At 70.0% G+C, this 25,576-nt stretch carries 24 protein-coding genes; 7 read left to right on the top strand and 17 right to left on the bottom strand.

Features of this window, described 5'->3' with window-relative positions; genetic code table 11:
• Nucleotides 1–139 precede the first annotated feature (139 nt).
• The 5 genes from ACIPEP_RS17080 to ACIPEP_RS17100 form a co-directional block, all read right to left on the bottom strand.
• Nucleotides 140–2,281 carry a beta-galactosidase gene (locus tag ACIPEP_RS17080; protein ID WP_402717906.1) on the bottom strand — a complete coding sequence of 714 codons (2,142 nt, stop codon included), beginning with the start codon at nucleotides 2,279–2,281 and terminating at the stop codon, nucleotides 140–142.
• 3 nt (nucleotides 2,282–2,284) lie between these two features.
• Nucleotides 2,285–3,193 (bottom strand): carbohydrate ABC transporter permease, encoded by a 909-nt coding sequence (locus ACIPEP_RS17085; protein WP_402717907.1) that lies wholly within the window; start codon nucleotides 3,191–3,193, stop codon nucleotides 2,285–2,287.
• The gene (locus ACIPEP_RS17090; RefSeq protein ID WP_254790855.1) at nucleotides 3,190–4,134 is read right to left on the bottom strand and encodes a carbohydrate ABC transporter permease; all 945 of its coding nucleotides are present in this window, start codon (nucleotides 4,132–4,134) and stop codon (nucleotides 3,190–3,192) included. Before ACIPEP_RS17090 ends, ACIPEP_RS17085 begins: the two co-directional genes overlap by 4 nt.
• A gap of 11 nt (nucleotides 4,135–4,145) precedes the next feature.
• Nucleotides 4,146–5,537 carry an ABC transporter substrate-binding protein gene (locus ACIPEP_RS17095; RefSeq protein WP_402717908.1) on the bottom strand — a complete coding sequence of 464 codons (1,392 nt, stop codon included), beginning with the start codon at nucleotides 5,535–5,537 and terminating at the stop codon, nucleotides 4,146–4,148.
• Between the two features lie 105 nt (nucleotides 5,538–5,642).
• Complete coding sequence (locus ACIPEP_RS17100; protein ID WP_402717909.1) at nucleotides 5,643–6,704, bottom strand: LacI family DNA-binding transcriptional regulator; 1,062 nt, start codon at nucleotides 6,702–6,704, stop codon at nucleotides 5,643–5,645.
• A 273-nt stretch (nucleotides 6,705–6,977) separates the two neighbouring features.
• On the opposite strand from ACIPEP_RS17100, the gene ACIPEP_RS17105 reads away from it, so the two are divergent.
• A complete protein-coding gene (locus ACIPEP_RS17105) occupies nucleotides 6,978–7,538 on the top strand; it encodes a hypothetical protein (protein WP_402717910.1) in 561 nt (186 codons plus the stop codon).
• A gap of 78 nt (nucleotides 7,539–7,616) precedes the next feature.
• Here ACIPEP_RS17105 and ACIPEP_RS17110 read toward each other — a convergent pair whose 3' ends face one another.
• The 7 genes from ACIPEP_RS17110 to ACIPEP_RS17140 all read right to left on the bottom strand — a co-directional run bounded on the left by ACIPEP_RS17110 (nucleotide 7,617) and on the right by ACIPEP_RS17140 (nucleotide 13,963).
• Nucleotides 7,617–7,919 carry a Sec-independent protein translocase TatB gene (locus tag ACIPEP_RS17110; protein ID WP_336698598.1) on the bottom strand — a complete coding sequence of 101 codons (303 nt, stop codon included), beginning with the start codon at nucleotides 7,917–7,919 and terminating at the stop codon, nucleotides 7,617–7,619.
• A 31-nt stretch (nucleotides 7,920–7,950) separates the two neighbouring features.
• Nucleotides 7,951–8,187 (bottom strand): twin-arginine translocase TatA/TatE family subunit, encoded by a 237-nt coding sequence (locus ACIPEP_RS17115; protein ID WP_308202932.1) that lies wholly within the window; start codon nucleotides 8,185–8,187, stop codon nucleotides 7,951–7,953.
• 63 nt (nucleotides 8,188–8,250) lie between these two features.
• On the bottom strand, nucleotides 8,251–9,180 hold the full coding sequence (locus ACIPEP_RS17120) for a carbohydrate kinase (protein ID WP_402717955.1): 930 nt from the start codon (nucleotides 9,178–9,180) through the stop codon (nucleotides 8,251–8,253).
• A 52-nt stretch (nucleotides 9,181–9,232) separates the two neighbouring features.
• Nucleotides 9,233–10,708 carry a glycoside hydrolase family 32 protein gene (locus ACIPEP_RS17125; RefSeq protein ID WP_402717911.1) on the bottom strand — a complete coding sequence of 492 codons (1,476 nt, stop codon included), beginning with the start codon at nucleotides 10,706–10,708 and terminating at the stop codon, nucleotides 9,233–9,235.
• Nucleotides 10,705–11,613: a carbohydrate ABC transporter permease gene (locus ACIPEP_RS17130; RefSeq protein ID WP_083295207.1), complete on the bottom strand. Its 909-nt coding sequence runs from the start codon at nucleotides 11,611–11,613 to the stop codon at nucleotides 10,705–10,707. Before ACIPEP_RS17130 ends, ACIPEP_RS17125 begins: the two co-directional genes overlap by 4 nt.
• Nucleotides 11,610–12,557 carry a carbohydrate ABC transporter permease gene (locus tag ACIPEP_RS17135; RefSeq protein WP_070417979.1) on the bottom strand — a complete coding sequence of 316 codons (948 nt, stop codon included), beginning with the start codon at nucleotides 12,555–12,557 and terminating at the stop codon, nucleotides 11,610–11,612. Before ACIPEP_RS17135 ends, ACIPEP_RS17130 begins: the two co-directional genes overlap by 4 nt.
• Nucleotides 12,557–13,963: a sugar ABC transporter substrate-binding protein gene (locus ACIPEP_RS17140; RefSeq protein WP_070417978.1), complete on the bottom strand. Its 1,407-nt coding sequence runs from the start codon at nucleotides 13,961–13,963 to the stop codon at nucleotides 12,557–12,559. Before ACIPEP_RS17140 ends, ACIPEP_RS17135 begins: the two co-directional genes overlap by 1 nt.
• Nucleotides 13,964–14,100: 137 nt before the next feature.
• Between ACIPEP_RS17140 and ACIPEP_RS17145 the strand changes: the two genes are divergently transcribed.
• Both ACIPEP_RS17145 and ACIPEP_RS17150 read left to right on the top strand, forming a co-directional pair.
• The gene (locus ACIPEP_RS17145; RefSeq protein WP_309776872.1) at nucleotides 14,101–15,177 is read left to right on the top strand and encodes a LacI family DNA-binding transcriptional regulator; all 1,077 of its coding nucleotides are present in this window, start codon (nucleotides 14,101–14,103) and stop codon (nucleotides 15,175–15,177) included.
• Entirely contained in the window at nucleotides 15,174–16,646 is a 1,473-nt protein-coding gene (locus ACIPEP_RS17150) for a GH32 C-terminal domain-containing protein (RefSeq protein WP_402717912.1), read from the top strand. The genes ACIPEP_RS17145 and ACIPEP_RS17150 overlap by 4 nt, the downstream gene beginning before the upstream one ends.
• Nucleotides 16,647–16,705: 59 nt before the next feature.
• Here the strand turns inward: ACIPEP_RS17150 and ACIPEP_RS17155 are convergent, their stop codons facing one another.
• The 5 genes from ACIPEP_RS17155 to ACIPEP_RS17175 all read right to left on the bottom strand — a co-directional run bounded on the left by ACIPEP_RS17155 (nucleotide 16,706) and on the right by ACIPEP_RS17175 (nucleotide 22,080).
• Nucleotides 16,706–17,818 carry a GDSL-type esterase/lipase family protein gene (locus ACIPEP_RS17155; protein WP_402717913.1) on the bottom strand — a complete coding sequence of 371 codons (1,113 nt, stop codon included), beginning with the start codon at nucleotides 17,816–17,818 and terminating at the stop codon, nucleotides 16,706–16,708.
• Between the two features lie 121 nt (nucleotides 17,819–17,939).
• Nucleotides 17,940–18,431 (bottom strand): GNAT family N-acetyltransferase, encoded by a 492-nt coding sequence (locus tag ACIPEP_RS17160; RefSeq protein ID WP_402717914.1) that lies wholly within the window; start codon nucleotides 18,429–18,431, stop codon nucleotides 17,940–17,942.
• Nucleotides 18,432–18,454: 23 nt separating this feature from the next.
• Nucleotides 18,455–19,027, bottom strand: a complete 573-nt coding sequence (locus tag ACIPEP_RS17165; RefSeq protein ID WP_402717915.1) for a DUF2510 domain-containing protein — start codon at nucleotides 19,025–19,027, stop codon at nucleotides 18,455–18,457.
• Nucleotides 19,028–19,102: 75 nt separating this feature from the next.
• The gene (locus ACIPEP_RS17170) at nucleotides 19,103–21,004 is read right to left on the bottom strand and encodes an ABC transporter ATP-binding protein (protein WP_402717916.1); all 1,902 of its coding nucleotides are present in this window, start codon (nucleotides 21,002–21,004) and stop codon (nucleotides 19,103–19,105) included.
• A gap of 131 nt (nucleotides 21,005–21,135) precedes the next feature.
• Complete coding sequence (locus ACIPEP_RS17175) at nucleotides 21,136–22,080, bottom strand: LysR family transcriptional regulator (protein ID WP_070417972.1); 945 nt, start codon at nucleotides 22,078–22,080, stop codon at nucleotides 21,136–21,138.
• Nucleotides 22,081–22,155: 75 nt separating this feature from the next.
• Between ACIPEP_RS17175 and ACIPEP_RS17180 the strand changes: the two genes are divergently transcribed.
• From ACIPEP_RS17180 to ACIPEP_RS17195, 4 genes are all read left to right on the top strand, one after another.
• Nucleotides 22,156–23,115, top strand: a complete 960-nt coding sequence (locus tag ACIPEP_RS17180; protein WP_402717917.1) for a putative oxygenase MesX — start codon at nucleotides 22,156–22,158, stop codon at nucleotides 23,113–23,115.
• Between the two features lie 20 nt (nucleotides 23,116–23,135).
• Nucleotides 23,136–24,185 (top strand): methionine synthase, encoded by a 1,050-nt coding sequence (locus ACIPEP_RS17185; protein ID WP_402717918.1) that lies wholly within the window; start codon nucleotides 23,136–23,138, stop codon nucleotides 24,183–24,185.
• A gap of 225 nt (nucleotides 24,186–24,410) precedes the next feature.
• The gene (locus tag ACIPEP_RS17190; RefSeq protein WP_402717919.1) at nucleotides 24,411–24,965 is read left to right on the top strand and encodes a hypothetical protein; all 555 of its coding nucleotides are present in this window, start codon (nucleotides 24,411–24,413) and stop codon (nucleotides 24,963–24,965) included.
• A 27-nt stretch (nucleotides 24,966–24,992) separates the two neighbouring features.
• Nucleotides 24,993–25,538: a hypothetical protein gene (locus ACIPEP_RS17195; protein WP_402717920.1), complete on the top strand. Its 546-nt coding sequence runs from the start codon at nucleotides 24,993–24,995 to the stop codon at nucleotides 25,536–25,538.
• The last annotated feature ends 38 nt before the right edge of the window (nucleotides 25,539–25,576 follow it).

Below are 25,576 nucleotides of genomic sequence, written 5' to 3' on the forward strand. Positions count from 1 at the left end.
GTGGGTGGGGGGGGGGGGGGTGGGGGGGGCGGGGGGGGGGCCGCCGCGGGGGGGGGGGGGGGGGGGGGGGGGGTCCCGGGGGGGGGGGGGGGGGGGGGGGCCCCCGGGCCCCCCCCGCCTCCCGTCCCGCAGTGGTCGCCTACCGGACGGCCAGCACCCGCACGTCCCACGCCCCGAGCGACAGCTCGGACCCGGCGGCGAGCGCCGTGCCGTCGAGGACGTCCTCCGCCGCGACCGGCACCTGGAAGGCGCTCGGCGTCCACGACCAGTTGTGGACCACGTGCACGGTCTCCCCGCGTCCGTTGACCGAACTCTGCACCGACTGCGTGTCGGTCTGGGGACGCCAGCCGGGTGCTCCGTCCGCCCCTGGAGCCGCCCAGTCGACGAGCGCCGCGGCGAGCGCCGGGTCCGGGACGGTCCCGACGTAGGTCACCCGTCCGGCACCGTGCGCACGGGTGGTGACCGCGGCGAACCGGCCGTGGTGCGGGTGGTCGTACCCGACGAGCACGTCGGCGTCGTCGACGAGCAGGCCGTCCGCCCACCGGGTCGCCGTGGCCCCGACCGGCACGGAGAACCCGTGGTCCGTCGCGGCGGCCCCGGCGGACACCGGGACGCGGCGACCGAGGTTGCTGAACTCGTCGTAGTGGACGCCCGCCGCGACGTCGAGGAAGGCGGGCTTGCGCTCGAGCCGGGCACGCGCCTCCTCGTCCTCGTAGCCGGTGCGGATGCCGACCACGAGGTGGCCGCCGGCCTCGGCGTAGGCGGCGAGCCAGTGCAGCTGCGCGTCGGTGGCGATGGTGAACGCCGCGGCGACGAGGACCGGGCGCTCGGCGGCGAAGGACCCCGGGTCGCGGTCGAACACCTGCGACGGGTGCACCGTGTTCGCCTGGAGCCCGGCGTCGAACACCCCGCGGGCGAAGGCGTCGTAGACCGTCTGCCACGATCGGCGGTCGGGCTCCATGCCGTCGCCGAGCGCCGGGTGTTCGTTCAACGCCCACTTCGACTCGTTCGAGAAGAGCAGCGCGACGTCGGCGCGCGGCCGGAGTCCGGCGACCCGGTCCCCGGCGCGCGCGAACTCGGCACCGATCCGGGCGATCTCCTCGTACGTCCGCCCGGGCTGCTGGGAGTGCGGGAGCACCCCGCCCCAGTACGTCTCCACCCCGTAGTGCAGCGTGTGCCAGTGCCAGTACTCGATCATCGAGGCGCCACGGGACACGAGCGCCCACGCGGCCTGGCGCCACTGCCCCTCGTACGCCGGCTCGTTCATCCAGGAGAAGCCGATGGCCTGCGCGTTCGTCTCGGTGACGAGGAACGGCGCCTGCTTCGACCCGTACATCCGGTCACCCGACGCGACGATCGACCAGGCGCCGGACGACGTCCAGAACTGGGCCGGCTCGTCGGTGCTCGGGAGCTCGAGCGCGTCCTGCATCCGGTAGTAGGGGTTGCCGGCCGTGACGTCGAGGGAACGGGTGAGCACCTCGTCCTCGACGGTGGGCCGCTCGTAGGCGATGCACGTCGTGACGAACTGGTCCGCACGGGAGTACTCCCGCACGACCGACGCCTGCCAGGCGATGAAGTCCGTCGTAATCGAGGCCTGGAACCGACGCCACGCGAGGTCGTACTGCGGCTGCGCGTTGCCGTCCGGGGTCCACAGGTCCGCCCAGGTCGAGAGCCGGTGCGACCAGTAGGTCAGCCCCCACTCCTCGTTGAGCCGCTCGACGCTCCCGTAGGTGTGGCGCAGGTGGTCGACGAACCGCTGGAACACCTCGGGGTTCGCGATGAGCTCGTTGCCCGGCTCGTTGTCGACCTGGTACCCGATCACGGCCGGGTGGTCGGCGTACCGGGCGACGATCTTCCGGATGACCCGCTCGGCGTGGAACAGGAACGCGGGGTGGGCGTAGTCGATCTCCTGGCGAGCCCCCCAGCCCATCGCCTCGCCGCCGGTCCGTCGCCGGACGTTGATCTCCGGCACGATGCGGGCGAGCCACATGGGCACCGCGTAGGTCGGCGTGCCGAGGACCACCCGGATGCCGTGCTCGTGTGCGGCGTCCAGCACCGGGGCGAGCCACTCGAGGTCGAACCGGCCGTTCTCCGGCTCCCAGGTGCTCCAGACGGACTCGCCGACGCGGATGACCGAGAACCCGGCCTCCTGCATGAGGCGCATGTCCTCGCCGAGCCGGGGTGTGGGCTGGTACTCGTGGTAGTAAGCGGCGCCGAAGAGGACGCGGTCGTGCTGCATGGTGCGGGGTACTCCGTTCGAGGGTGCTTGGTCGCGGGTCATGTCTCAGCCCTTCACGGCGCCGGCCGTCAGGCCGTCGAGCAACTGCTTGCGGAGGAGCAGGAACACGAGGATGGTCGGCACGCTCGCGAGCACGGCGCCGGCGAGCACGAGGTCGTACGAGCGGTTCTCCGAGGCGAAGATCGCGTTGAGGCCGAGCGGCAGGGTGTACTGGTTCGAGTCGGACAACAGGACCAGCGGCCACTGGAACGAGTTGTAGCTCTGCAGGAAGCTCCACACGGCGAGTGCGCCGAGGGACGGCCGGAGCAACGGGAGCACGACACGACGGAACGTGCCGAACTCCGAGTTGCCGTCGATGCGGGCGGCCTCGATGATCTCGTCCGGGATCGCCTGGACGATGAACTGCTGCATCATGAAGATGCCGAACGCCGGCGCCACCCACGGCACGACGAGCGAGAACCACGGGTTCGTGAGCCCCGACTTCACCACCAGGATGAAGAGCGGCACGAGGATCACCGCGAACGGCACGGACAGCGACGAGAACATCACCGCGAACAGCACCCGCTTGCCCCGGAACCGGAACTTCGCGAACCCGTAGCCCGCCATCGCGCAGACGAAGACGGACACGATGGTGGCGATGAGCGCGGTCCCGACACTGATGCCGAACCACGCCCAGAACGGCTGGGTCGACAGCAGGTTGGAGTAGTTCTCGCCGGTCGCCGGGTTCGGGATCAGCGACGGCGGTGTCGCGAAGATGTCGCCGCGTCGCTTGAACGAGCCGGACAGGGCCCAGAGCAGCGGGAAGACGAACACGAGCAGCAGGGCGATGAGGGTCGCGTAGAGCAGCCCACGGCGGGCGACCCACCCGCGCGTGCGGGGCGGGCCGGAGCGGGGAGCCCGACCTCCGGCGGTGGTGACGGCCCGGGTGGTCGGGCGGTCGGTGGTGGCGGTCATGCGTCCCTCCCGATGGCGAGTGCGCGGTTGAGGATCTGGCTGACGCCGAAGACGATGACGAACAGCACGACCCCGGCCGCGGCCGCGTACCCGAACTGCTGTCGCTCGAACGCGGCGCGGTAGATGAACATGGCGACGGACAGGGTCGCTTCGCCCGGGCCGCCCTTCGTCAGCAGGTACGGCTCGTCGAAGAGCTGCGCGGCGCTGATGAACGACGTGACGACGACGAAGCTCGTGACCGGTCGGATCTCCGGCAGGGTCACGTTCGTGAACTTCCGGAACGTGCCGGCACCGTCGAGCGACGCGGCCTCGTACTGCTCCGGCGACACGTTCTGGAGCGCCGCGAGGAAGAAGATCGTCAGGTACCCGACCGTGCGCCAGAGGAGCACGAACCCGATCGCGACCTTCGCGAGCGTCGGGTCCCCGAGCCAGTCGGTGTTCGGCAGCCCGAACAGCGCCTTGAGCGAGGCGTTGAGCAGCCCGTAGTTCGTGTCGAACACCAGGCTGTAGATGAGCGCGATGACGATCGGTGACAGCACCATCGGGATGAAGAACGTCACGCGGAACAGGTCACGGGCGCGCAGCCCCTTGGCGTTGAGCGCCTGCGCGACGAGCAGGGAGACCGGCACGATGACGAACACGGCGATGAGCGTGTAGATCAGCGAGTTCACCAGGGCGGTGCCGAAGCTGGTGTCGCGGAACAGGTTCGCGTAGTTCGACAGCCCGATCCAGTTCGGGGTGCCGAGACCGACCCACTCCGTGAGCGACAGGTACACGGCGGCGAGCACCGGCACGATCATGAACAGGCCGTACAACACGTAGAACGGCGCGATGAACAGGTACGGCGCGCTGCCGCCGTTCGTGTTGAGCCGTCGTCGTCGGGCCGGCGGATCGGCCGTGGTGGCGGACACCGGGATGCCGGTGGCGGTGGATGTGGACAACGTCGTCCTCCTCAGGCGCGGGTCTGGCCGCGGAAGTCGGCCGCAGCGGCGTCGAGCGCCTGCTTCGGGGAGATCTGGCCCTTGTAGGCCTTGATGATGTAGCCGCTCAGGACGGTCTGCAGGATCGCTGCGTCGGCGCTCTGGTGCTGCGACGGGACGTCGTCGACGACGGACTTGTAGACGCCGAACAGCTGCTGCCCGCCGAAGTACGGGTCGCTCATCGCGGCGAGGCGCGGGTCGTCGTAGACCGAGCGCAGGGTCGGCAGGTACCCGAGGTCCTGGTACCGCTTCACCTGCTGGTCCGGGTCGAGGTACGCCGCGAGCACGAGGTCGATCCCCGCCTTCGTGAGGGGCTTGTCGCGGAGCACCGCGAACCCGGTCCCGCCGCCGACGCTCGTCGTGCTGCCGCCACCGGCGAACCGGGGCAGGTTCCGGACGCGCCACTTCCCCTTCTGCTCGGGGACGTTCGGCTTGATGCCGTAGCTGGCGTACCAGGAGGGCATGTCGACCGCCAGGATCGTGCCGCCCTTCAGCCCGGACTGCAGGCTCGGCCCGTACATGTCCGCGACCGTGGCGATCGCTCCGGACTGCACGCCGTCGACGAGGAACTGCAGGGTGCGCTCGGCCTCCGGGGTCTGGATGGCGATGCCGCCGTCCTCGTCGTACAGGTCGCCGCCGCGCTGGAGCAGCAGGATCTGGTAGCTCTGCAGCGTGCCGCCCGGATCAGTGACCGCGACCGCGTGCAGCGAGACGCCCTTGCTCTTGTTGAGCTTCGCCCCGAGGTCCATGTACTCCTCCCACGTCGTCAGGTCGTCGGGGATGCCGAGGGCCTCGAACCGGTCGGCACGGTGGTAGTACACGCAGAGCGGGGTGTCCGAGTCGAGCGCGTAGAGGTGTCCGTCCTTCGAGAACGGCGTCAGTCGTGCGGCGATCAGGTCGTCCTGCTGCGCGGCCACCGACGGCGACAGGTCGCTCAGCAGCTCCTTCGCGATGTCGCCGCGGAGCATCCGGCAGAACGCTCCGATCTCGAGTCCCGCGACGTCCGGTGTGCCCGTGCCCGCGACCGCCTGGGCGATGAGCTTCGTCGGGATGTCGGCCGCCGCGATCGTGGTGATGTCGAGCGCGAACCGGAAGTCGGACTTCCGGTCGGCGACCGGCAGCGCCTGGGTGAAGAACTTCTCGTAGCCGGGGTCGTGCGTCCAGAACGCCAGGTCGGCGCGTCCGGAGCGGACGGCTGCGGTCGACTGCGGTGAGCAGGCGGCCAGCAGGCCGCTGAGCGCGAAGGCTCCGCCAGCAGCGGCGCCCCATCGGAGCAGGCCGCGTCGGCTGGGTCCCGGGCTCGCGTTCCGGTCGGGAGGCGCGGCTGCGGCGGTCGTGCCGGGTCGCGGTGGTACTGGGGTCACGTGTCGTCTCCTGACGTCGTCGTCGAGGTGGGTGCGGGTGTGGAGGCGAGCGCGCGTGAGCGCTCACTCACGGGACGGCGGCAAGCCGCGCCTCCCGTCCGGTGTTCAGTCGGCGGGGCGGAGGTGACGCCGCTCCGGTGACGGCGGCGCACTGGTGGCGCGCGTGATGAGCTGGCCGGGGAGCATCCGGTGCCGCTCGGCCGGCGGGTGGCCGTCGAGCGTCCGGAACAGGCGGTGCATCGCGAGACGGGTGGCCTCGTCGAAGTCCTGGCGGATGGTGGTGAGGGGCACCGGCAGGAACGCCGCGATCGGCATGTCGTCGAAGCCGACGATGCTGACGTCGCCCGGGACGGACAGACCCGCCTGCTGGATCGCGGACATCGCGCCGATCGCCATCTGGTCGTTCGCCACGAACACCGCGGTCACGTCGGGTCGGGTGAGGAGCGCGCGCATCGCGTCGTGGCCGCTCTGCGGCGACCAGTCCCCCTCGACCGGTTCATGCTCGGCGACGCCCGCATCCTGCAGGGCCGCGCGCCAACCGGTCTCCCGGCGCTGGCTCGAGGTCCAGTTCCCGGGGCCGGCGATGTGCCACACGGTCTCGTGGCCGAGGGCCAGCAGGTGGTCGGTCGCAGCGAAGGCGGCACCGGTCTCGTCGAGGCCGACCGCGAGGGTGTTCTCACGGTCGGCGACGTCGGGCGGCCCGAGCGTCAGGACGGTCACGCCCGAGGGCATGCGGAGCTGGTCCATCTGGTTGTCGACCGGCTCGGAGAAGACGATCGCCTCGACGTCCTGGCCGATGAGGGAGTCCACCGCGGGTTGGAGCTCCTCGGCGGTCGCGGTCACCGTTCGGACCACGGCGAGGCTGTAGCCGTTCGTGCGGCAGGCCTGCTCGACGCGGGTGAGCATCGCCGTCGGGCCGTACAGGTTCGTGCCGATGGTGATGAGGCCGACGCGGCGGGAGCGCTGGGACTTCAGGGAGCGGGCGGCGGCGTTCGGGCGGAAACCGAGCTCGGCGATCGCGGCCTCGACCTTGGCGCGCACGGCCTCGGTGACGTGGGGCTCGTCGTTCACCACGCGGGAGACGGTCTTCTGGGAGACACCGGCGAGGGCGGCGACGTCGGTCATCGAGGCGGGGCGCAGGCGGCGGACGGGGGCGGTGTCGCTCATGTGCCAGCTCCTTCGCTGCTGCCTCGGGCCCGAGGGGGATCGGGTGTGGGAGACAGGTAACCACGGGGTTGTCTACGTAGTCAAGGGTCATTTTCCCCGTATTGCTCGCACCCGTGAGGTTGTACCGTTCGCTGATGTGCAGCATTCTGGGCTTCGTCGCCGCGCCCGTGGCGATGATTCGGGGAGGATGAACTTGAGCGCAGACGAGCGGCGATCGTTGACTGCGCACGGAGGGACCGGCGACTCTTCGCAACCGATCGACGGCAGCGAGCGATGAGGGGGTCGCGAACGAGACCATCCGTCGCCCTCGCTGCCGGCGCCTCCTGCGCGGCGTTGCTCGCGGTCGACAACCTGCTGGGCTTCACCGGGCACCACGTCCTCGGTGCGATCGCCGTGCCCGTCCTGGCCGCGACGTCGGTGGCAGCAGGGTCGATGGCTGCCGCTGGTGGAGCGTTCACCCGCGATGCCGTGCGCATCCTCGTCGCCGCCGGCGTCGTCGGCTTCGTGGCGACGCTGTCCCCGGCGACCAGCAGTCAGCTGTGGTTCCCCATCGCGCTCGTCCTGCAAGCACTGGTCCCGCTCGCCTTCGTCGCAGCTGGGCTCCTCTCCGCGCGGCAGCCCGTGGAACCCCGTGCCGTCCGCGTGCTCGGGATGCTGCTCCTGGTGCCGGCCACCGCGTGGATCGTCACCGCGTTCGCGTCGGTTGCGCTCGTGGTGTTCCTGATCGCGCAGACCTGCACGCTGCTCGTCGCGGCAGCCACGGAACTGCACCCGGTCGTCCGCCGGGCGTGGGGACTCGCGCGCGGGCTCTGGTCGAGCGCTGATGTCCGTTGAGGCGTTCGTGCATCAGACGCTTCGACCGCGGATCGCGTGGTCGGGGAACTCACGCGCTCCGCGGAGCGGCGCGGGGCATCACTGCTGAGTCTCATGGGTGACAGCCGTCGCCGCTGACGCCCGCTCCCCCGACTCGCTCGCTGACGACGGGTGCGTCAGCGCATCACGGATGATCCGGCGCGGGTCGTACCGACGCGGGTCGAGCTCGGACCAGTCGATCTCGACGCCGATCTCCTCCTCGACCTGGGCCTTCGTGGATTCCGCCCAGTGACGGAGCTGTCGGACGAACCCGGCCAGCTGCTGCGCGAGACCGACGAGGCGGTGCGGTCCGACGAAGACCGCGGCGACGATCCCGATGACGATCAGCTTCTCGGCGTCCACGGTGCGCTCCGCTCAGCTCGAGGCGGTGTCGTCACTCGACGGGCGTCGTCGGGGTCGACGTCGCGGCGGGAGCAGAGTCGCCGGTCGCGGCGGGAGCGGAGTCGCTGGTCGGGGTGCCGTGCGGCTCAGTGTCGCGGACCTCGCGGCGGAAGATCGTGAGCGACTGCCCGAGACCCTTCGCCAGGGCGGGGAGCTTGGTGGCGCCGAAGAGCAGGATGACGATGCCGAGGATGACGAGCAGGTGGATGCCGGTGAGGTTGCCGAGCATGGTGTTCTCCTTCGAGGGTTCGGGTGGTGGACAAGGGTCGGTGGGTCCGCACGGTCGACGCGGTCACCGGACGGCCTTCGGGCCGGAGGCCAGCCGGACGTCGTCAATGGTCGGCAGGTCGGCCCCGCGACGTCCGACCGTGATCGCCGCGGCGATGGAGCACGTCCGTCCCAGCTCCCGCAACGCGGTGCCGTCGAGGTGCCCCAGCGACGAGTCGCTTCCCGTCGACGACGAGTCCCCCGGCCACGGCCTCGAGCGGGTCAACTGCCAGAGGAGCGCCGCGGTGTAGGTGTCCCCCGCGCCCACCGTGTCGATGACGGCCGCGCGCTCCCCCGGCACCGTCACCCGCTCCGAGGCCGTGGACAGGACGGATCCCGATGCCCCGGCGGTGACGACGGCGAGCTCTGCCCCGAGCCCGATGACCGCGTCGAGCACCGCGTCGGTGTCACGCCCGGGCCAGAGCCATGCCGCGTCCTCGTCGGAGAGCTTCACCACGGTCGCCAGGGCCGCCAGCTCCTCGAACCGGGCGCGTGCTGCGGACCGGGTGCCGAGCAGGGCGGGGCGGACGTTCGGGTCGAACGAGACGATCCCACCGGCGGCCGTGGTCCGTTCGGCCGCAGCGAGCACCTTCTCTGCCCCCGGCTGGAGGAACGCGGCGATCGATCCGACGTGCAACCACTCCGGTGTCCGCTGGAGGCGCGGGAGGTCCCACTCGATGTCGAACGCGTAGCTGGGCTGCCCGTCCGCACCGAGCAGCACCGTCGCGGACGACGTCCGTGCAGCGCCGAAGCCGCCGGCGACGAGCTGCACGCCCGAGGCCTCGAGGTGCTGCGCGACGCGCTGTCCTCGCTCGTCCGCACCGAGCCAGGTCGCGAACTCGACCTCGGCGCCGAGCCGCCCCAGGCCGAGCGCCACGTTCGCGGGCCCGCCGCCGGGGACCTCGCGGCCCTGACCGACGACGTCGACCAGCGCTTCGCCGGCGACGGTGATCATCGACACGTCCGTGTCCTCCCCGGACCGGCGACGGGGCCGTACCGCAGCGACATCAGGCAGTCCCGGCGCCGGCGACGACCGCCCGCGGAGCGGACGCCACCGACGTGACCGAGCACTCGAGCGGCCACCACGACGCGCCCTCCGGGGCCTCGACGGTCCACGGCGGTGCCTGCACCGGGTAGACCCGCGTCGTGGCGGAGCGTCCGGCGCTGGTGAAGACCTCGACCACGGAACCGTCGAGCAGCACGCGCACCGCGGGGCGGTCCGCCGCGGCGTCGAACGGACGACGGATCTCGGCTGGGCGCCGGTCCGCGCGCTGGTCGGTGCTGGCGCAGGACCGGTCGACGGTGAGCGTGTCCGCCTCGGTGTCGACGACGATGTCGAGGAACTCGGCGTCGGAGAACCGGACCCGGATGCGGCCGGTCACCGGGTCCTGGAGCACGATCTCTGCCTGGGCGCCGATCGTCTCCGCGCGGCCGTCCGTCGCCGAACCGACGCGCAGCGCATCGAGAGCCGGGTGGGGCTCGGTCAGGAGCCGTCCGTCCGCGACCCACGCGCGGCGCGGCAGGGAGATCGCTCCCGACCAGCCGGCCTGCTCGGTCCACTCCTGGGTCCGGCCCTCGGTGATCCACCCCAACAGCACCGGGCCCCACGACCCCGTCCGCATCACCGAGGCCGCGTAGAAGTGCTGCCCGTCGTCGATCCGGGAGGGCCGCGGGTCACCGGTCAGGGGTACCGCGAGCACGTCGCCGGGCCCCTCCGCGTGGGACCAGGACGCGACGATCGCCACGTCGGCGCCGTCGATCGTGATGATCTGCGGGCACTCCCAGCCCTCGCCGGTGTCGATGCCGTGCACCGTCGCGCGCGGCATGGCGACGAGGTCGCCGACGAACGCCCAGTCGACACCGTCGGTCGAGCGGTAGTGCCGGACGGACGCCACCTGGTCGGCGTTCGCGGCGCCGACGGCCATCGACCACCCGTCTCCGTCGGGCCACACGAACGGGTCGCGGAACATCGTGATCGATTCCTCGGCTCCGGGGTCCGCGACGACCTGCACGGGGGCTCCGAAGGTGGCTCCGCCGTCGGTGGACTCGGCGAGCAGCACCGACTGGAAGGGGCTGTGGTCGACCTTGCCGGAGTAGTAGGCGCGGACGACGCCGTCGTGCAGGACGGTGTTGCCCGACCAGGCACCACCGGAGTCGGCACCGCCCGGGACCGGCACGATCGCCGGACGGTGGAGCGTCCAGTGCACGAGGTCGTGGCTCGTCACGTGTCCCCACTCCACCGGGACGTCGAGGTCGACGCGCGGCCGAGACTGGAAGTACAGGTGGGCCTGCCCGCCGATGTCGATCGGGCCGTTCGGGTCGTTGACGTAGCCGCGGGGCAGGCGGACGTGGAACTGCGGGAGGTGGTGGTCGGCTGGTGCGATCACGGTCGGTGCTGCTTCCTGGGACGGGGTGGGGACGGCGCGGGCGTCGGCCGACGGGGCCACTGCCGAAGGCGCCTCGGTCACGGGCGTGTCGGTCATCGTGACGACCCCGCCGTGACGCCCTCGATGAAGTACCGCTGGGCGACGATGAACAGCAGCACGCTCGGGATCATCGTCAGGACCACGCCGGCGAGCACGACCGAGATCGAGCCGGTGCCGAGGTTGCCCTGCAGGCCGACCAGGCCGAGCGGGAGCGTGAACGTGTCCTGCTGGTTCAGGAAGATCAGCGGCCGGTAGTACTCGGCCCAGAACCCGGAGAAGTTCAGGATCGCGAGCGTCGCGATCGCCGGGCTGGCCATCCGCGAGTACACGTGCCAGAAGACGCCGAACTGCGTCGCTCCGTCGATGCGCGCCGCCTCACCGAGCTCCTTCGGCATCTGCATGAAGTACTGCCGCATCAGGAAGGTGCCGAACGCGCTGCCGAGGGCCGGGACGATGAGCGAGGCGATGGAGCCGGTCAGTCCCATGTCCTTCAGGATGACGAACACCGGGATGATGATCGTCTGGATCGGCACCATCATGGTGGCGAGGAAGATCCCGAAGATCGTGTTCTTCCCCGGGAAGCTGATCATCGCGAACGCGTAGCCCGAGAGCGTGCAGGTGATGGTCTGGCCGACCACGATGAGCAGTGTGACGAGCACGCTGTTCACGAAGAACTGGCCGATCGGGATCTGGTTGAACACGGCCGCGTAGTTGCTGAAGTCCCACGAGAGCGGGATCCACTGCGGCGGGTTGTCGAACGACTCGGCCGGGGTGCGGAGCGAGGTGGTCAGGGTCCAGAGCAGCGGCCCGAGCGCGAACACCGCGGCGATGATCAGGATGACCAGCCCGATGACGCTGCCGACCTTCGCCACCGGTCGGCGGCGACGGACGATGTGGGCGACGCTCGGCTGTGCGACGGTCTCCGGCGCGTGGAGCGGGTTGATGACGTCGGTGGTCGTCATTGGTAGAACACCAGCTTTCGTGCGGCGATGAACTGGATCCCGGTGATGATGCCGATGATGACGAGCAACAGGATCGCGATGGCGGAGGCGAACCCGAACTGCAGGTTCTGGAAGCCGGCCTGGTAGAGGGAGATGGTCGCGGTCGTCGTCGCGGTGCCCGGCCCGCCCTTCGTCATGATGAACGGCTGGTCGAACAGTTGCATCGCGTTGATCATCGCGATCACGGTGGCGAAGAGGATCGTCGGGCTGATCAACGGGATCTTGATCCGGAAGAGGGTGCGCCACGGCCCGGCTCCGTCGATCGCTGCGGCTTCCTGGACGTCGACCGGCACGGACATCAGGGCGGCCACGAACAGGACGAACGTGAAGCCCACCTGCTGCCAGACCACCACGAGCACGACCGTGACCTTCGCCCAGAACGGGTCGTTGAGCCAGTGCGCGCCCGGGAGCCCGATCTCGTTCAGGTAGTAGTTGATGAGCCCGAACTTGGTGTCGAAGATGTAGCCCATGAAGATCGACACCGCCGCGGACGACGCGAGCAGTGGCAGGTAGAACGACGTCCGGAAGAAGACGCGCGTGGCGTTGCGCTTCCGGTTGTTCGCCAGCACTGCCAACAGCATGCCGAGCGAGATCTGCAACGCGACGATGCAGACCGCGAGCACGACGGTCACCCCGAACGAGGCCAGGACCGGACCGTCGGTGAACAGCCGCACGTAGTTGTCCAGGCCGACGAACTTCGGGCTGCTGATCACGTCCCACGAAGTGAAGGAGAGCCCGAGCGACGCGAGGATCGGGATGAAGGTGAAGACGGCGACGAAGACCACCGCCAGTCCGATCATCGCGTAGCCGAACGAGGCTTCACGGCGCCGGACGCGCTTGGCCGCCGGGCGGCGGGCTGCGACCTCGGCAGCCCGCCGGGAGCGGAATCCTGTCGTCGCGGTCATCACGACGCCTGCGCGGCGGCCTTCTCGATGTCGGCCTGCAGGCCGTCGAGCGCCTTCTTCGCGTTGCCGGACGAGATCGCCTGGGTGGTGCGCTGGTTGAGGGCCGTCGCGAGCGCGTTGTAGTAGGGCGGTGCGGAGATCGGCACCGAGTTGTCGAGCTGGTCGTAGAACACCGACCAGTGCTCAGGCCCCGTGGTCTTGTACCGATCGGCCGTCAGCAGCGACTTCTGCGCCGGTGTCGTGACGTTGCCGGGCCAGAGCGCGTCGAAGCTCTCCGGCTGCACCATGAGCTTGATGACCTCGAACGCCAGGTCCTTCTGCTTCGACGAGTCGAAGATGCCGTACCCGCCGGCACCGAAGAGCGACTTGTTGCTCTTCCACGTCGGGAACTCCACGACGTCGAAGCTGCCGTCCTTCATGCCCGCGTTGTGGAGACCACCCGCCCAGAACCCACCACCGATCGTCATGCCGATGCGCCCGGACGCGAAGAGGCCCTGCAGCGTGCCGCCACCGCCGACGTCGGGCGACGGGGACGCCCCCGACTTCTGCAGGTCGATCACGTACTGCAGCGCCTCGACCGCGGCGTCGGAGTTCGCCGTCGGGTCGCCCCACTTCCAGCCGCCCTTGCGGCCACTCACGCCCACGGCGTTGCCGTCGAACGCCTTGCTGCCCCAGAGCCAGTCGCCGCCGGAGTAGCGACCCTCCTCGAGGAGGTTGCCGTCGTTCGCGTAGAGGAACGAGGTCCAGCTGCCCCAGAGCCGCACGACCCAGTCGAACGCGTAGGTGCTGCCGCCGACCTTGGCCAGGCTCTCCGCCGACGAGTGGAAGTCGTCCATCGACCAGTTCGCGGCCGGACGCGAGAGCCCCGCCTTGTCGAACAGCGACGTCGAGTAGAACATGCTGCCGGCGTTGAAGCTGTCGGGCAGCGTGTAGAGGTGCCCCTGGTACATCGTCGACTCGACCAGCGATGGGTGGATGCCCCTGAAGTACGTCGACAGCCCGGACAGGTTCTTGGTGACGAGGTCGTCGAGCGGCGTCAGCAGGTTCTTCGAGGCGAGCAGCTGCTGCCCCTCGGTCGCGACACTGACGATGTCGGGCACGTCCCCGGAAGCGATCTGCGTGAGCACCTTCGCCAGGAAGTCGTTCCAGTCGGTGCCGTTGATGGCCGTGACCTGCAGCTTCGCCGTCTTGTCGAGCTGCCGGATCTTCGGCTCGATGGCCTTCTGGAGTGCGGTCGCCGCGCTCTGCTCCCCGAAGTAGAGCATCTTGATCGTGCCCGTCGCGCCACCGCCACTGCCGGAGGTGGAGCACGCCGCGAGCGATCCGATGCCGGCCAGTGCGAGTCCGGCACCACCGAACTTGAACAGCGTGCGTCGGTCGATCGGAGTGCTGAATCCGTTCGCCATGGGTCGCTCCTCTCTGAGCGATCGTGGCCCCGTCGAGTCGGAGCCAATACGTATTTGCTCGCCGACTGTACACACGTCGTCCAGATGAGGCAATACGTATTTGCTTCTGCCATGATGAGCATGTCGAAGGAGGACAGATGGCGAGCCGAAAGCAGACGGAACCGTCGCACCGCGTCACGATGAAGGACGTCGCGCGGCATGCCGGCGTCTCGCAGCCGACGGTCTCGTTCGTGCTGAACGACCGGCGCGACGTCTCGATCGCCGCGGACACCCGGGCCCGTGTGCTCGAGTCGGCGAAGGCGCTCAACTTCCAGCCGAACCGTGCCGCGCAGTCCCTCCGGTCGAACCGGTCCTACACGGTCGGGGTCATCGCGGACCGGCTCGTCTCCCAGCCCTACGCCGGTCACATCGTGCTCGGTGTGCAGCAGGCCGTGCAGGAAGCCGGGTACGTCTGCTTCGTCGTCGAGACCGCGCAGACGTCCGACGGCGGCACGGCGGCCGTCGCGAACCTCGTGCAGCAGGGCGTCGCCGGCCTGATCTACGCCGCCCCCGGCCCCGAGGACGTCACGCCGGTGTCGGGCGTCGAGGGCGTGCCGACGGTCTTCGTAAACTGCTTCCCGCCGGACGGCGCCCCGGCCGTCACCGTGCTGGCCGACGAGTTCCAGGGTGGCCACGACGTCGCCGCTGCCGTGTTCGCCGCCGGGCACACCGACGTCGCGTTCCTCGGCGGTCCGGAGGACGACTACGCCTGCCGCGAGCGCAAGCGCGGGTTCGACGAGGCCGCGGCCGAAGCCGGGCTCCGAGCAGACGCCGTCCCCGTCCGGTACGGCACCTACCAGGTGGGCTCCGGCTACGACCTCGCGATGGAGTTCCTCGCCGACGACCCGCCGACCGCCCTCGTGTGCGGGAACGACCGCATGGCTGTCGGCGCACTGATGGCGGCGCAGTCCCTCGGGCTCCGCTGCCCGGAGGACGTCAGCATCGTCGGCTTCGACGACCAGCCCGACCTCGCCGACCAGATGCACCCGCCGCTGACCACGGTCGCGCTCCCCCACCAGCAGATGGGCTTCGACGCCGGCACGCTCCTGCTCGCCGAGACGCACGATCCCGGGCGCCACCTCGTGCCCTGCGAGTACGTCCCGCGAAGCTCCCTCGCAACGCCACGGGACGCCCCAGCCCCCGCACCCGCAACCGATCCGCAGGAGTCCGAGTGACCGCCGAACCGAGCACCCACTTCCGCCCGCCGAACGGCTTCGTGGGCGACGTCATCCCGTTCGCGGCCGACGACCGGGCGTGGCTGTACTACCTGCTCGACGAACGGCCGGACGCGGCAACCGTCGACCGTCCGACGGGCATGCCCTGGGGCGCGGTCTCGACGACGGACTTCGTGACCTTCGAGGACCACGGCGTCGTGCTCCCCTCGGGCGGACCCGACGCCAGCGACTTCGACTGCTACACGGGCAGCGTCGTCCGCGACGACTCCGGGCTCCTGCACCTGTTCTCCACCGGCCACAACCCGCGCATCACCACCGACACCGATCTCGGCCGGAAGGACGTCCAGGTCGTCTGCCACGCGACCTCCGACGGCGACCTCACGCGCTGGACGAAGCACCCCGAGTGGGACCTGCCAGCACTCCCCGGCTACGCGCCCGAGGACTGGCGCGACCCGTTCGTCTTCCGCCCGTCGCCCGAGCGCCCCTGGCAGATGCTCCTCGCGACCCGCCGCCCGGACGAGCCCTACCGCCGCTCCGGTCTCGTCGCCCGCCTCGAGTCGGACGACCTCGTCACCTGGCGCGACGCCGACCCGATCTGGGCGCCGCACCGGTTCATCGCCCACGAGTGCCCGGACGTCTTCCGGTGGGGCGACTGGTGGTACCTCGTGTACTCCGAGTTCTCCGACGCGTTCTGCACGCGCTACCGCGTCGCGACGTCGCCCGACGGACCGTGGCTCGCGCCCGCCGACGACACCGTCGACGGCCGCGCGTTCTACGCCGCGAAGACCGTCGCCCTCGGCGAGGACCGCTTCTTCGTCGGGTGGATCGCCACGAAGGAGGGTGAGCGCGACGCCGGGGCGTGGCAGTGGGCCGGCACCATGGCGACCCTCCAGGCGCACCAGCGAGCGGACGGATCGTTGCGCTTCGACCTCCCCCGGGCGCTCCGAGCGGCGTACGCGCACGAGGTCGACGTCACCGATGTCTTCACACCCGTGAACGGCGCAGCACCGGTCGTCGGAGACGGCGCATCGAGCCGCTTCGCATCCTGGACCGGGCCGGAACTCCCCGTCGAGGCACTCGTCACGATCGAGCTCGACGTCGCCCCGGACACCCGGTCGTTCGGTGTGCTCCTGCGCACGAGCGACGACGCGGAAGCCGGCTACGCGCTCCGCCTCGAACCGGACCGCTCCCGACTCGTCCTCGATCGGTGGCCGCGCGGTACGACCGGCGGTGAGCAGTGGCAGATCCTCGGTGACGTCCCGCACGCGGTCGAGCTCGAGCGCCCGGTCCCCCTCGCTCCCGGCCCGCACCGCATCGACGTGCACCTCGACGGCGACCTCTGCGTCGCCGTCGTCGACGGTTCCGTCGCGTTGAGCACGCGCCTCTACGACCGCCCGTGCGGGCGCCTCGCGCTCTTCGCGCAGGACGGCGCGTTCGCGCTGACCCGGGTCACCGTCAGCACTCGCTGACGGGCTCCGCACTGGCGGACGGGAGGCGCGGTTCCAGCTGGCACCGCGCCTCCAGTCCGTCAGTCGTCCTCGTGCGAAGCCAGGGTGGCGAGCACGAGCTTCGCGATCCGCCGTTGGCCGGAGTCGTTCGGGTGGATGCCGTCCGTCGAGTAGATGCCCGTGCCCGAGTGGTCGGCCTGCGGGAGGGCGTCCGCCAGACCGACGAACGCAGCGCCACCCTTCGCTGCGGCGTTCTCGATCTCGGCGAGGTAGGTCGACCACGGGCTCGCCATGCCGTCCGTCATGCTCGAGGCCGGGTCGAACTCACCGATCACGAGCAGCGAGGGCTTCGTGGGGAGCGCCGCGAGCGCCTTCAGGAACGCCACGTACTGCGTCCCGAGTTCCTCGGGGGTGAGCTTCGACGCGTCGTTGCCACCCAGCGTGATCGTGACGAGGTCCGGAGCAGCACGACGCATCGCTGTCAGGAAGCCCTCCTGGTCCTCGGTGAAGGTCGCGATCGTCGCTCCGGAGTGGGCGGAGTCGTAGCGGTGGATGCCCTTGCCCCGGTCGCCGTCGAAGATCGTGAACCCCAGCAGGGAGAACGGCGAGACAGCGGTGACGGTCACCGTGTGCTCACCGCTCGACAACCCGTCCACCGTCGTCGTCGTGCCGGTGCTGGCGTTCCCCGTCGTGGCGACGGTCTCCGGTGCGGCTCCGTCGACGCTGTAGGTGAAGTCGCCGGACCCGGGGTAGCGCGCCCACCAGATGTCGATCCCGGTGCCCGTGAAGGCGTAGGTGCGCGAAGCGCCTGCCTGCATCGCGACCGATCGGTAGCCGAGGTCGGGTGCGGTGGCGTCGAACTGGCTCGACCCCGTGCTCGCGGTCGCCCAGTCACCCCATGTCGAGTCCGGGCCGTACACGGCGAACTGTGCCGGGAGGTACCCGGCGCCACCGGTGACACCGTCCGTCGGGTGCTCCGTGCGGAGCCCGTCGAGCGTGAGGTCCATCCACCGGGTGGAGCGGGCGGAGGCGCCCTGCCCCTCGGTGATCGAGTCCCCCAGGGCGACCCAGTTCGCGGGTTCGTCGGCCCGGTCGGCCACGGCCGCGTTCCAGGTGGCGAGGGGATCGGCGGCCTTCGGGGCCGTCTGCGTGGAGCACCCCGAGACGACGGTCGCCAGGAGTGCGACGGCCACGCCGGCCACGACCCGGGCTCCCCCTCGACGCCGTCCACGAACAGTGCTCCGCAGTGGGCCGTTCACGTTGCCTCCCGTGCGTTGGGATGTGGACCGCGACCGAGCGCCGGGTCGGGCAATGCTACGCGCCCCGCTCGCGGACCCGGAACGAGGCGTCGCCACTGACGAGCTCGCGTGACCACGCGACCTCGCGTCCGAGCTGCCCGGTCGACGTGAAGAGGCGCACCTGTTGCGTTCCGGGCAGGACGGAAGCGAGCACGTCGCGGTCTGCGGGAGTGAAGCCGAGCTTCTGCCAGAAGGGCCCCGACCGCCGCGAGAACAACCACGCTCGACCCGCGCCCGCTCGAGCCGCTTCAGCCAGCGCGAAGCGCGCGAGCCGCGTACCGGCCCCGGACGCCCGCATCGAGCCGGACACCGCGACGCTCCGGATCAGGGCGTGCGCGCCGTTCGCGCTGAGCTCGAATCCGGTGCTGCCGGTGATCCCGCCCTCGGGTCCGCGTTCGAGCCAGATCCGCACGGCCGGCGAGTCGAGGCCGGCGACCGTCAGGTCGGCCTCGAGCAGGAACGTCCGCAACTCGTCCAGGTCGTCGCTCGTCGCTCGTGTGTAGTGCACGACTCGTCCTCGTCCGGTGACGACTACGGGAGCATCTGCTGGAACACCGCGACGGCCCGACCGATCCCGACGACCACGCCGATGACGACGACGGCGATGCTGATCCACAGCGGCCACATGGGCCGTCCGGGTGCGACCTTGCGGACGACGACGTACCGGCCGATGACGTAGACGATCGGCGACAGGAACGCCCAGGGCCACGAGAACGGCCGGACGACGCTCCGTCGGCCGAGGGCACGGTGGTCGAAGAACGCGAGCACGACGTTCGCGGCGTACAGGAGCACGGAGAACGCCTGCAGCAGGAAGTACCCGGCGGTGTAGATGGAGGTCGGGTCCACCGTCCGGACGCCTCCCGGACCGACGCCGTACCGGACCTGCGGCTCGTAGAGGAAGGTGACGGGGAGGGAGAGCAGCGGGAGCAGCGCGAGGACCCAGACGAACACGGTGTCCGTCGGCACGTGCTCGGGGAGCCGCTGGCGGGGCAGCTGCGCGGGCGGCGGGCCGACCTGCACGGTCCACTGGGTGCCGTCCCACCAGCGGGCGGCGTGTTGACCGGACGGGTCGGGGTACCAGCCTGGCGGCGTCGGTGACGACACGGTGCGCTCCTCGGGGGTCGGCGGGAGCATCGAACCCCCGCCCCGACCGTAGTGCAGCACGGCGGTCGAGTGCACCTACGCCCTCGCCGGACCCACCTCGTCCGGAGCGACGTCCTTCTGCACCGCGAACTGCGTCCGGTGCAGTTCCTCGTACCGGCCACCCGCCGCGAGCAGCTCCTCGTGCGTCCCGCGCTCCACGATCGAGCCGTCCTCGACGACGAGGATCTGGTCCGCACTCCGGATGGTGGAGAGTCGGTGCGCGATCACCATCGCCGTCCGTCCCTCGAGCGCCTCGCTGAGCGCGGCCTGCACCGCAGCCTCCGAGGTGGAGTCGAGCGCCGCGGTGGCCTCGTCGAGGATGACCACCCGCGGCTGGGCGAGCAGGAGCCTCGCGATCGTCATCCGCTGCCGCTCGCCGCCGGACAGCCGGTAGCCGCGCTCCCCCACCATCGTGTCGAGCTGGTCCGGCAGGGACCGGATCAGCGACTCGAGACGCGCGCGGCGGACCGCGTCCCACACCTCGTCGTCGGACGCGCCCGGCCGCGCGAGCCGCAGGTTCGAGCGGATGGTCTCGTGGAACAGGTGCCCGTCCTGCGTCACCATGCCCATCGTGTGCCGGAGGGACTCGAAGGTCACGTCGCGGACGTCCTCGCCGGCGAGCCGGACGGCGCCCTGGTCGACGTCGTAGAGCCGCGAGAGCAGCTGCGCGATCGTGGACTTGCCCGCGCCCGAGGTCCCGACGAGCGCGACGGTCTGTCCGGGCTCGATCCGGAACGAGATGCCGTGCAGCACCTCGTCCCCGCCACGGGTGTCGAGCGTGGAGACCTCCTCGAGCGAGGCCAGCGACACCCGGTCCGCCGAGGGGTAGGCGAACCGGACGTCGTCGAACTCCACCGCGACCGGACCGTCCGGCACGGCCACGGCGCCGGGCTTCTCCTGGATGAGCGGCTCGAGGTCGAGGACCTCGAACACCCGCTCGAAGCTGACGACTGCGCTCATGATCTCGACACGGGCGTTCGCGAGGCTGGTCAGCGGCACGTACAGCCGGGTGAGGAGGAGCGCGAGCGTGACCACGTCACCCGTGTTCAGCTGGCCGCCGAGGGCGAGGACCCCGCCGAGGCCGTACACGAGCGCGAGGGCGAGGGCCGCGACGAGCGTCAGGGCAGTGACGAAGACGAACTGCAGCATCGCGGTGCGCACGCCGATGTCCCGGACGCGCGCCGCACGGACCCGGAACTCCTCGGACTCCTCCTCCGGCCGACCGAAGAGCTTCACGAGGGTGGCTCCGGGAGCGGAGAAGCGCTCGGTCATCTGCGTGCTCATCGCCGAGTTGTGGTCGGCGGCCTCGCGACGCAGGGCCGCGAGTCGACCACCCATGCGGCGAGCCGGCACCAGGAAGAGCGGCAGCATGAGCACCGCGATCACCGTCACGAGCCACGACGTGCTGAGCATCACGGCGAGGGTGAGGACGAGCGCCACGAGGTTCGTGACCACGCCGGACAGCGTGCCGCTGAAGGCCTGCTGCGCCCCGATCACGTCGTTGTTGAGGCGGCTGACGAGCGCGCCCGTCCGGGTCCGGGTGAAGAAGGCGATCGGCATCTTCTGCACGTGGTCGAACACCGCCGTCCGCAGGTCGAGGATCACCCCTTCACCGATGCGGGCGGAGTACCACCGGGTCGCGAGCGACGAGGCAGCGTCGGCCACGGCGACGACGGCGATGACCACCGCGAGCCAGACGATCGTGCCGACCGCGCCACGAGCGGCGATGACGTCGACCACCTGGCCGGCGAGCACCGGAGTCGCGACCGCGAGGAACGCGCCGACGATCGAGAGCGCGATGAAGACCACGAGCTTGGCGCGGTACGGCGTCGCGAACGTCATGATGCGCCGGAGCGACTCGCGGGAGAACCCGTTCCTGCCGTCCTTGGCGGTGGAGATCTTGTAGAGCGAGCTCCAGGCCGCGCCTTCCATGCTCATGGCAGTTCCCTCCGCGCCGCGGAGTCGACGCGGGCCGGGAGCCAGGATACGGCGGTCCGTCGCGCCCCGCGCCTCGCGGGAGCCTGGAGGCGCGACCCGCCTGACGGAGGCGGGTCGCGCCTCCAGGCTGGTCACCGCGCGAGCGGCTCGACGCCGTAACTCGTGACCACCGCTCGCAACTCGTCCAGGTACGCCTGCGCCTGCACGGTGAGGGGAACCGAGGCGTGGGCGATCCACCCGATCTCGATGCGCTCGTCGACGTCGAGCGGGATGGCGACGATCTCGGGGTCGAGGTCATCGCTGATGAGGCCCGTCGAGATCGTGTACCCGCCGAGGCCGATCATGAGGTTGAAGATCGTCGCCCGGTCCGACACCCGGATCTCCCGCTTGCTCGACATCGTCGACAGGATCTCCTCGGCGAGGTAGAAGGAGTTGTTCGCGCCCTGGTCGAACGTGAGTCGGGGCAGGTCGGCGAGGTCCTCGAGGGTCGCGCGCTCCCGCGACGCGATCGGGTTCCGCCGGGAGACGAAGATGTGCGGCTGGGCGACGAACAGCGGGGTGAACACGACACCGGCGTCCCGCAGCAGCTTCCCGAGGACCTGCTTGTTGAAGTCGTTGCGGTAGAGGATGCCGACCTCGCTCCGCAGGGTGCGGACGTCCTCGATGATGTCCCAGGTGCGCGTCTCGCGGAGCGAGAACTCGTACTCGTCCGCGGCCGCCGCTTCGACCATCCGGACGAAGGCCTCGACGGCGAACGAGTAGTGCTGCGCCGACACCCCGAGCAACCGACGCGATGCCTGCCTGCCGACGTACCGCTGCTCGAGCAGGGAGACCTGCTCGACGACCTGCCGGGCGTACCCGAGGAACTCGACGCCGTCGACGGTGAGCACGACGCCTCGGGCCGAACGGGTGAAGAGCGGGCGACCGATCCGTGTCTCGAGGTCCTTCATCGCCGCGGACATGGTCGGCTGCGACACGTAGAGCAGATCGGCCGCGGCGCTCATCGAGCCCTCGGTCGCGACCTCGATGAAGTACCGGAGCTGCTGCAGGGTGATGTCGTTCGAGACCCGGGCCATAGGCTGAGGCTATACCGCCGCATAGTGTCTCGGTATTACCTGATGGCCTCGGGATCCCGCCATGATCGATGCATCATGGCGAGCGAGATCACCTTCAGCATCACCCGGACCCGGTTCGACGAGGACTACTCCCCGTCGGACAGCTCCCGGCTGACCACGAACTTCGCCAACCTGGCGCGCGGCGAGCGCCGGCAGGAGAACCTCCGTGCTGCGCTGGCGATGATCGACGAGCGCGCGAACGAGCTCTCGGCTGCCGGTGATCGCTACCGCCTGCAGCTCGACATCGTCTCGGCCGCACTGCAGTTCTCCGACGGTGGATCGGACGCCGAGTTCCCGCTGCTCGAGATGCTCGACGTCACGATCGTCGACCAGCACACCGGCGAGCACCACCACGGCATCCTCGGCAACAACTTCTCGTCGTACCTGCGCGACTACGACTTCTCGGTGCTGCTGCCGTCGTCGCCGGGCCTGCCGTCCGACTTCGGTGTGCTGCACGGGGCGCTCTTCCAGCGGTTCCTTTCGTCGTCGGCGTTCCACGACGGCTTCAGCGCCGAGCCCGTCGTCTGCATCAGCGTCTCGACGAGCCAGACCTACCGCCGGACCGGGTACGTCCACCCCGTCCTCGGCGCGGAGTACGAACACGAGCACTCCTCGCTCACCGACGACTACTTCGGCCGGATGGGCATGCGGGTCCGGTACTTCCAGCCCGCCGGAGCGTCGGCCCCGCTCGCGTTCTACACGCGCGGCGACCTGACCGGGGACTACACGGACCTCCAGCTCATCGGCACGATCGCCACCATGGAGACGTTCCAGAAGATCTACCGCCCGGAGATCTACGCAGCGAACACCCCGGCCGGCAGCACGTACCGCCCCACCCTCGACCACACCGACTTCACGCCCACCCCGGTCACCTACGACCGCGAGGAGCGCAGCCGCCTCGGAATCACCCAGGGCCGGTGGACCGAGGAGCACCTCGTGACGCCGCACCACGCGCTCCTCTCGCAGTTCGCTGCCGAGCCCGTCCCCGCCCGCTGACCGTCTGGACCCGCACCCGCATGAGTTCTCTCCTTCCCACCGCGATCGTCGGCAGCCTGCCGAAGCCGTCCTGGCTCGCCGAGCCCGAGCGCCTCTGGTCCCCCTGGCAGCTCGCCGGGGCCGCCCTGACCGAGGGCAAGCAGGACGCACTCCGATCCGCCGTGCACGAGCAGGAGCACCGCGGGATCGACATCGTCAGCGACGGCGAGCAGACCCGCCAGCACTTCGTCACGACGTTCATCGAGCACCTCGACGGCATCGACCAGGAGCGCAAGGAGACCGTCCGGATCCGCGACCGCTACGACGCTGCCGTCCCCACGGTCGTCGGCGCAGTGAGTCGCCCCGCCCCGGTGTTCGTCGACGACGCCAAGTTCCTCCGCGCGCAGACCGACCGGCCGATCAAGTGGGCGCTGCCCGGCCCGATGACCATGATCGACACGCTCTCCGACCAGCACTACAAGTCTCGCGAGAAGCTGGCGTGGGAGTTCGCCACGATCCTCAACCAGGAAGCGCGCGAGCTCGAAGCCGCCGGCGTCGACATCATCCAGTTCGACGAGCCCGCCTTCACCGTCTTCCACGACGAGGTGCAGGACTGGGGCGTCGCCGCCCTCGAACGCGCCACCGAGGGGCTCCGAGCCGAGACCGCCGTGCACATCTGCTACGGGTACGGCATCGAGGCGAACAACAAGTGGAAGGAGACGCTCGGCGCCGAGTGGCGGCAGTACGAGCAGTCGTTCCCGCTGCTGCAGCAGTCGTCGATCGACATCGTGTCGCTCGAGTGCATCCACTCGCACGTGCCGCTCGACCTCGTGGAGCTCATCCGGGGGAAGAAGATCATGCTCGGAGCGATCGACGTCGCGACCGAGGTCGTCGAGACCCCGGACGAGGTCGCGGAGGTGCTGCGGCGGGCGCTCGAGTTCGTGGATGCGGACAAGCTCATCCCCAGCTCGAACTGTGGGATGGCGCCGCTGGCGCGGGGTGCGGCGTTGGGGAAGCTCAGTGCGCTGTCCGCTGGTGCGGACATCGTGCGGGCGGAGCTCGTCGGCGCGGCGGTCCCGTCGGCGCGCTGACCGCTTCGAGACACCACGGCGGCTCTCTTCCGGAAGGAGGAGAGCCGCCGTTCGTGTTGCGTCCGCCGTGGGCGCGGCTCTCGATCCGGCCTGGAGGCGCGGCTGTCGTCCGGCTGACAGGTTGCGTTGGTCCGAAGCCAGGGCTGCATCGATATGTTGCGCATTACACTTCGGTATGTGTAGGTTGTCTTCGGCGCGGAGGGGCTGCGCCAGAAGGGGGCTTCGATGTCGAAGTTCATGATTGCGGCTGCGGCCGCTATGGTCACCGTTTCCGCTGCAATCACGGTGCCGGCGCCGCCTGCCCAGGCAGCAACGCCAACGTCGCAACACGTCAGAGTGGAATGGGCTCCGCTTTCTGATCGAAACGTGATCGAGCTGTTCACCGGGCAGGGGCGGATCATCGCCGAACACCCTGAACTAGCGAAGTACGTGCCAAGCGGCGAGCAGAAGCTGACAGCTGCGCAAATCACCGCCGTGACCGCGGAGTACCAGAACGCCTACCCACAGTTCCACGACAACATCACCATCCCGCTGCAGAGCGGCGACCCGTACCGGGTCCTCGACGCGCTGCATGCCTTCCAAACCGCGACCGAGCGCATCGCCACCTCACAGCCTGCCGCCATCACCGGCGACGGCAAGTGCGCCCTGCTGATCGCCGTCGCGGTCGCGGCCACGCTCTGGCTGGGCGTCCTCGTCTGGGTTGCTGGCCGATCCGGCTCCGCCCTCACCGAGGAACAGTTCGCGGCCGAACTGGCAGCTGCTTTGCCGTCGAGCAACTGACAAGAACCTCGAGAGGAATAACCTTCGATGTCGAAGATTATGATCGCGGCTGCGGCCGTGATGGTCACCGTTTCCGCTGCAATCACAGTGCCGGCGCTGCCAGCCCAGGCAGCAACACCGACGACCCATCACCTCGCCGCCGAGCGAGCCCCGCTCTCCGATCGGAACGTGATCGAGCTGTTCACCGGGCAGGGGCGGGTCATCGCTGAGCACCCAGAGCTTGTCAAGTACGTACCGAGCGGCGAGCAGAAGCTGACAGCTGCGCAGATCTCCGCCGTAACCACGGAGTACCAGAATGCCTACCCGCAGTTCCACGACAACATCACCGCCCCACTGCAGAGCGGCGACCCGTACCGGGTGCTCGATGCGCTGCACGCATTTGAAACCGCGACCAAGCTCATCGCCACCTCGGACTCTGCCACCATCACCGGCGACGGCAAGTGCCTCGTCGTCGTCGCAGTCGGCGTCCTGGTCTGGGCGGCTGTTTCCGTGAAGGTGAAGTTGTGGCCGAAGTCAGGAAACCGCGATTTGAGTGCTGCCTTTGCCTCGGAGCTAACTCTCGCCCTGCGGTGATGGGTTCGGAACGAGCGCTCTGGCCGTTCGCAACGACG

It is taken from the genome of Curtobacterium sp. NPDC087082 (assembly GCF_044745045.1).
In the GTDB taxonomy this organism is placed as follows: Bacteria; Actinomycetota; Actinomycetes; order Actinomycetales; family Microbacteriaceae; genus Curtobacterium.

What these genes read in the sequence shown, in the direction of transcription:
- ACIPEP_RS17185 (WP_402717918.1), top strand. Translation starts at nt 23,136, where the DNA reads ATGAGTTCTCTCCTTCCCACCGCGATCGTCGGCAGCCTGCCGAAGCCG.
- ACIPEP_RS17190 (WP_402717919.1), top strand. Translation starts at nt 24,411, where the DNA reads ATGTCGAAGTTCATGATTGCGGCTGCGGCCGCTATGGTCACCGTTTCC.
- ACIPEP_RS17175 (WP_070417972.1), bottom strand. Translation starts at nt 22,080, where the DNA reads ATGGCCCGGGTCTCGAACGACATCACCCTGCAGCAGCTCCGGTACTTC.
- ACIPEP_RS17085 (WP_402717907.1), bottom strand. Translation starts at nt 3,193, where the DNA reads ATGACCGCCACCACCGACCGCCCGACCACCCGGGCCGTCACCACCGCC.
- ACIPEP_RS17145 (WP_309776872.1), top strand. Translation starts at nt 14,101, where the DNA reads ATGGCGAGCCGAAAGCAGACGGAACCGTCGCACCGCGTCACGATGAAG.
- ACIPEP_RS17180 (WP_402717917.1), top strand. Translation starts at nt 22,156, where the DNA reads ATGGCGAGCGAGATCACCTTCAGCATCACCCGGACCCGGTTCGACGAG.
- ACIPEP_RS17170 (WP_402717916.1), bottom strand. Translation starts at nt 21,004, where the DNA reads ATGAGCATGGAAGGCGCGGCCTGGAGCTCGCTCTACAAGATCTCCACC.
- ACIPEP_RS17140 (WP_070417978.1), bottom strand. Translation starts at nt 13,963, where the DNA reads ATGGCGAACGGATTCAGCACTCCGATCGACCGACGCACGCTGTTCAAG.
- ACIPEP_RS17100 (WP_402717909.1), bottom strand. Translation starts at nt 6,704, where the DNA reads ATGAGCGACACCGCCCCCGTCCGCCGCCTGCGCCCCGCCTCGATGACC.
- ACIPEP_RS17125 (WP_402717911.1), bottom strand. Translation starts at nt 10,708, where the DNA reads ATGACCGACACGCCCGTGACCGAGGCGCCTTCGGCAGTGGCCCCGTCG.
- ACIPEP_RS17080 (WP_402717906.1), bottom strand. Translation starts at nt 2,281, where the DNA reads ATGACCCGCGACCAAGCACCCTCGAACGGAGTACCCCGCACCATGCAG.
- ACIPEP_RS17130 (WP_083295207.1), bottom strand. Translation starts at nt 11,613, where the DNA reads ATGACGACCACCGACGTCATCAACCCGCTCCACGCGCCGGAGACCGTC.
- ACIPEP_RS17120 (WP_402717955.1), bottom strand. Translation starts at nt 9,180, where the DNA reads ATGATCACCGTCGCCGGCGAAGCGCTGGTCGACGTCGTCGGTCAGGGC.
- ACIPEP_RS17105 (WP_402717910.1), top strand. Translation starts at nt 6,978, where the DNA reads ATGAGGGGGTCGCGAACGAGACCATCCGTCGCCCTCGCTGCCGGCGCC.
- ACIPEP_RS17195 (WP_402717920.1), top strand. Translation starts at nt 24,993, where the DNA reads ATGTCGAAGATTATGATCGCGGCTGCGGCCGTGATGGTCACCGTTTCC.
- ACIPEP_RS17135 (WP_070417979.1), bottom strand. Translation starts at nt 12,557, where the DNA reads ATGACCGCGACGACAGGATTCCGCTCCCGGCGGGCTGCCGAGGTCGCA.
- ACIPEP_RS17115 (WP_308202932.1), bottom strand. Translation starts at nt 8,187, where the DNA reads ATGCTCGGCAACCTCACCGGCATCCACCTGCTCGTCATCCTCGGCATC.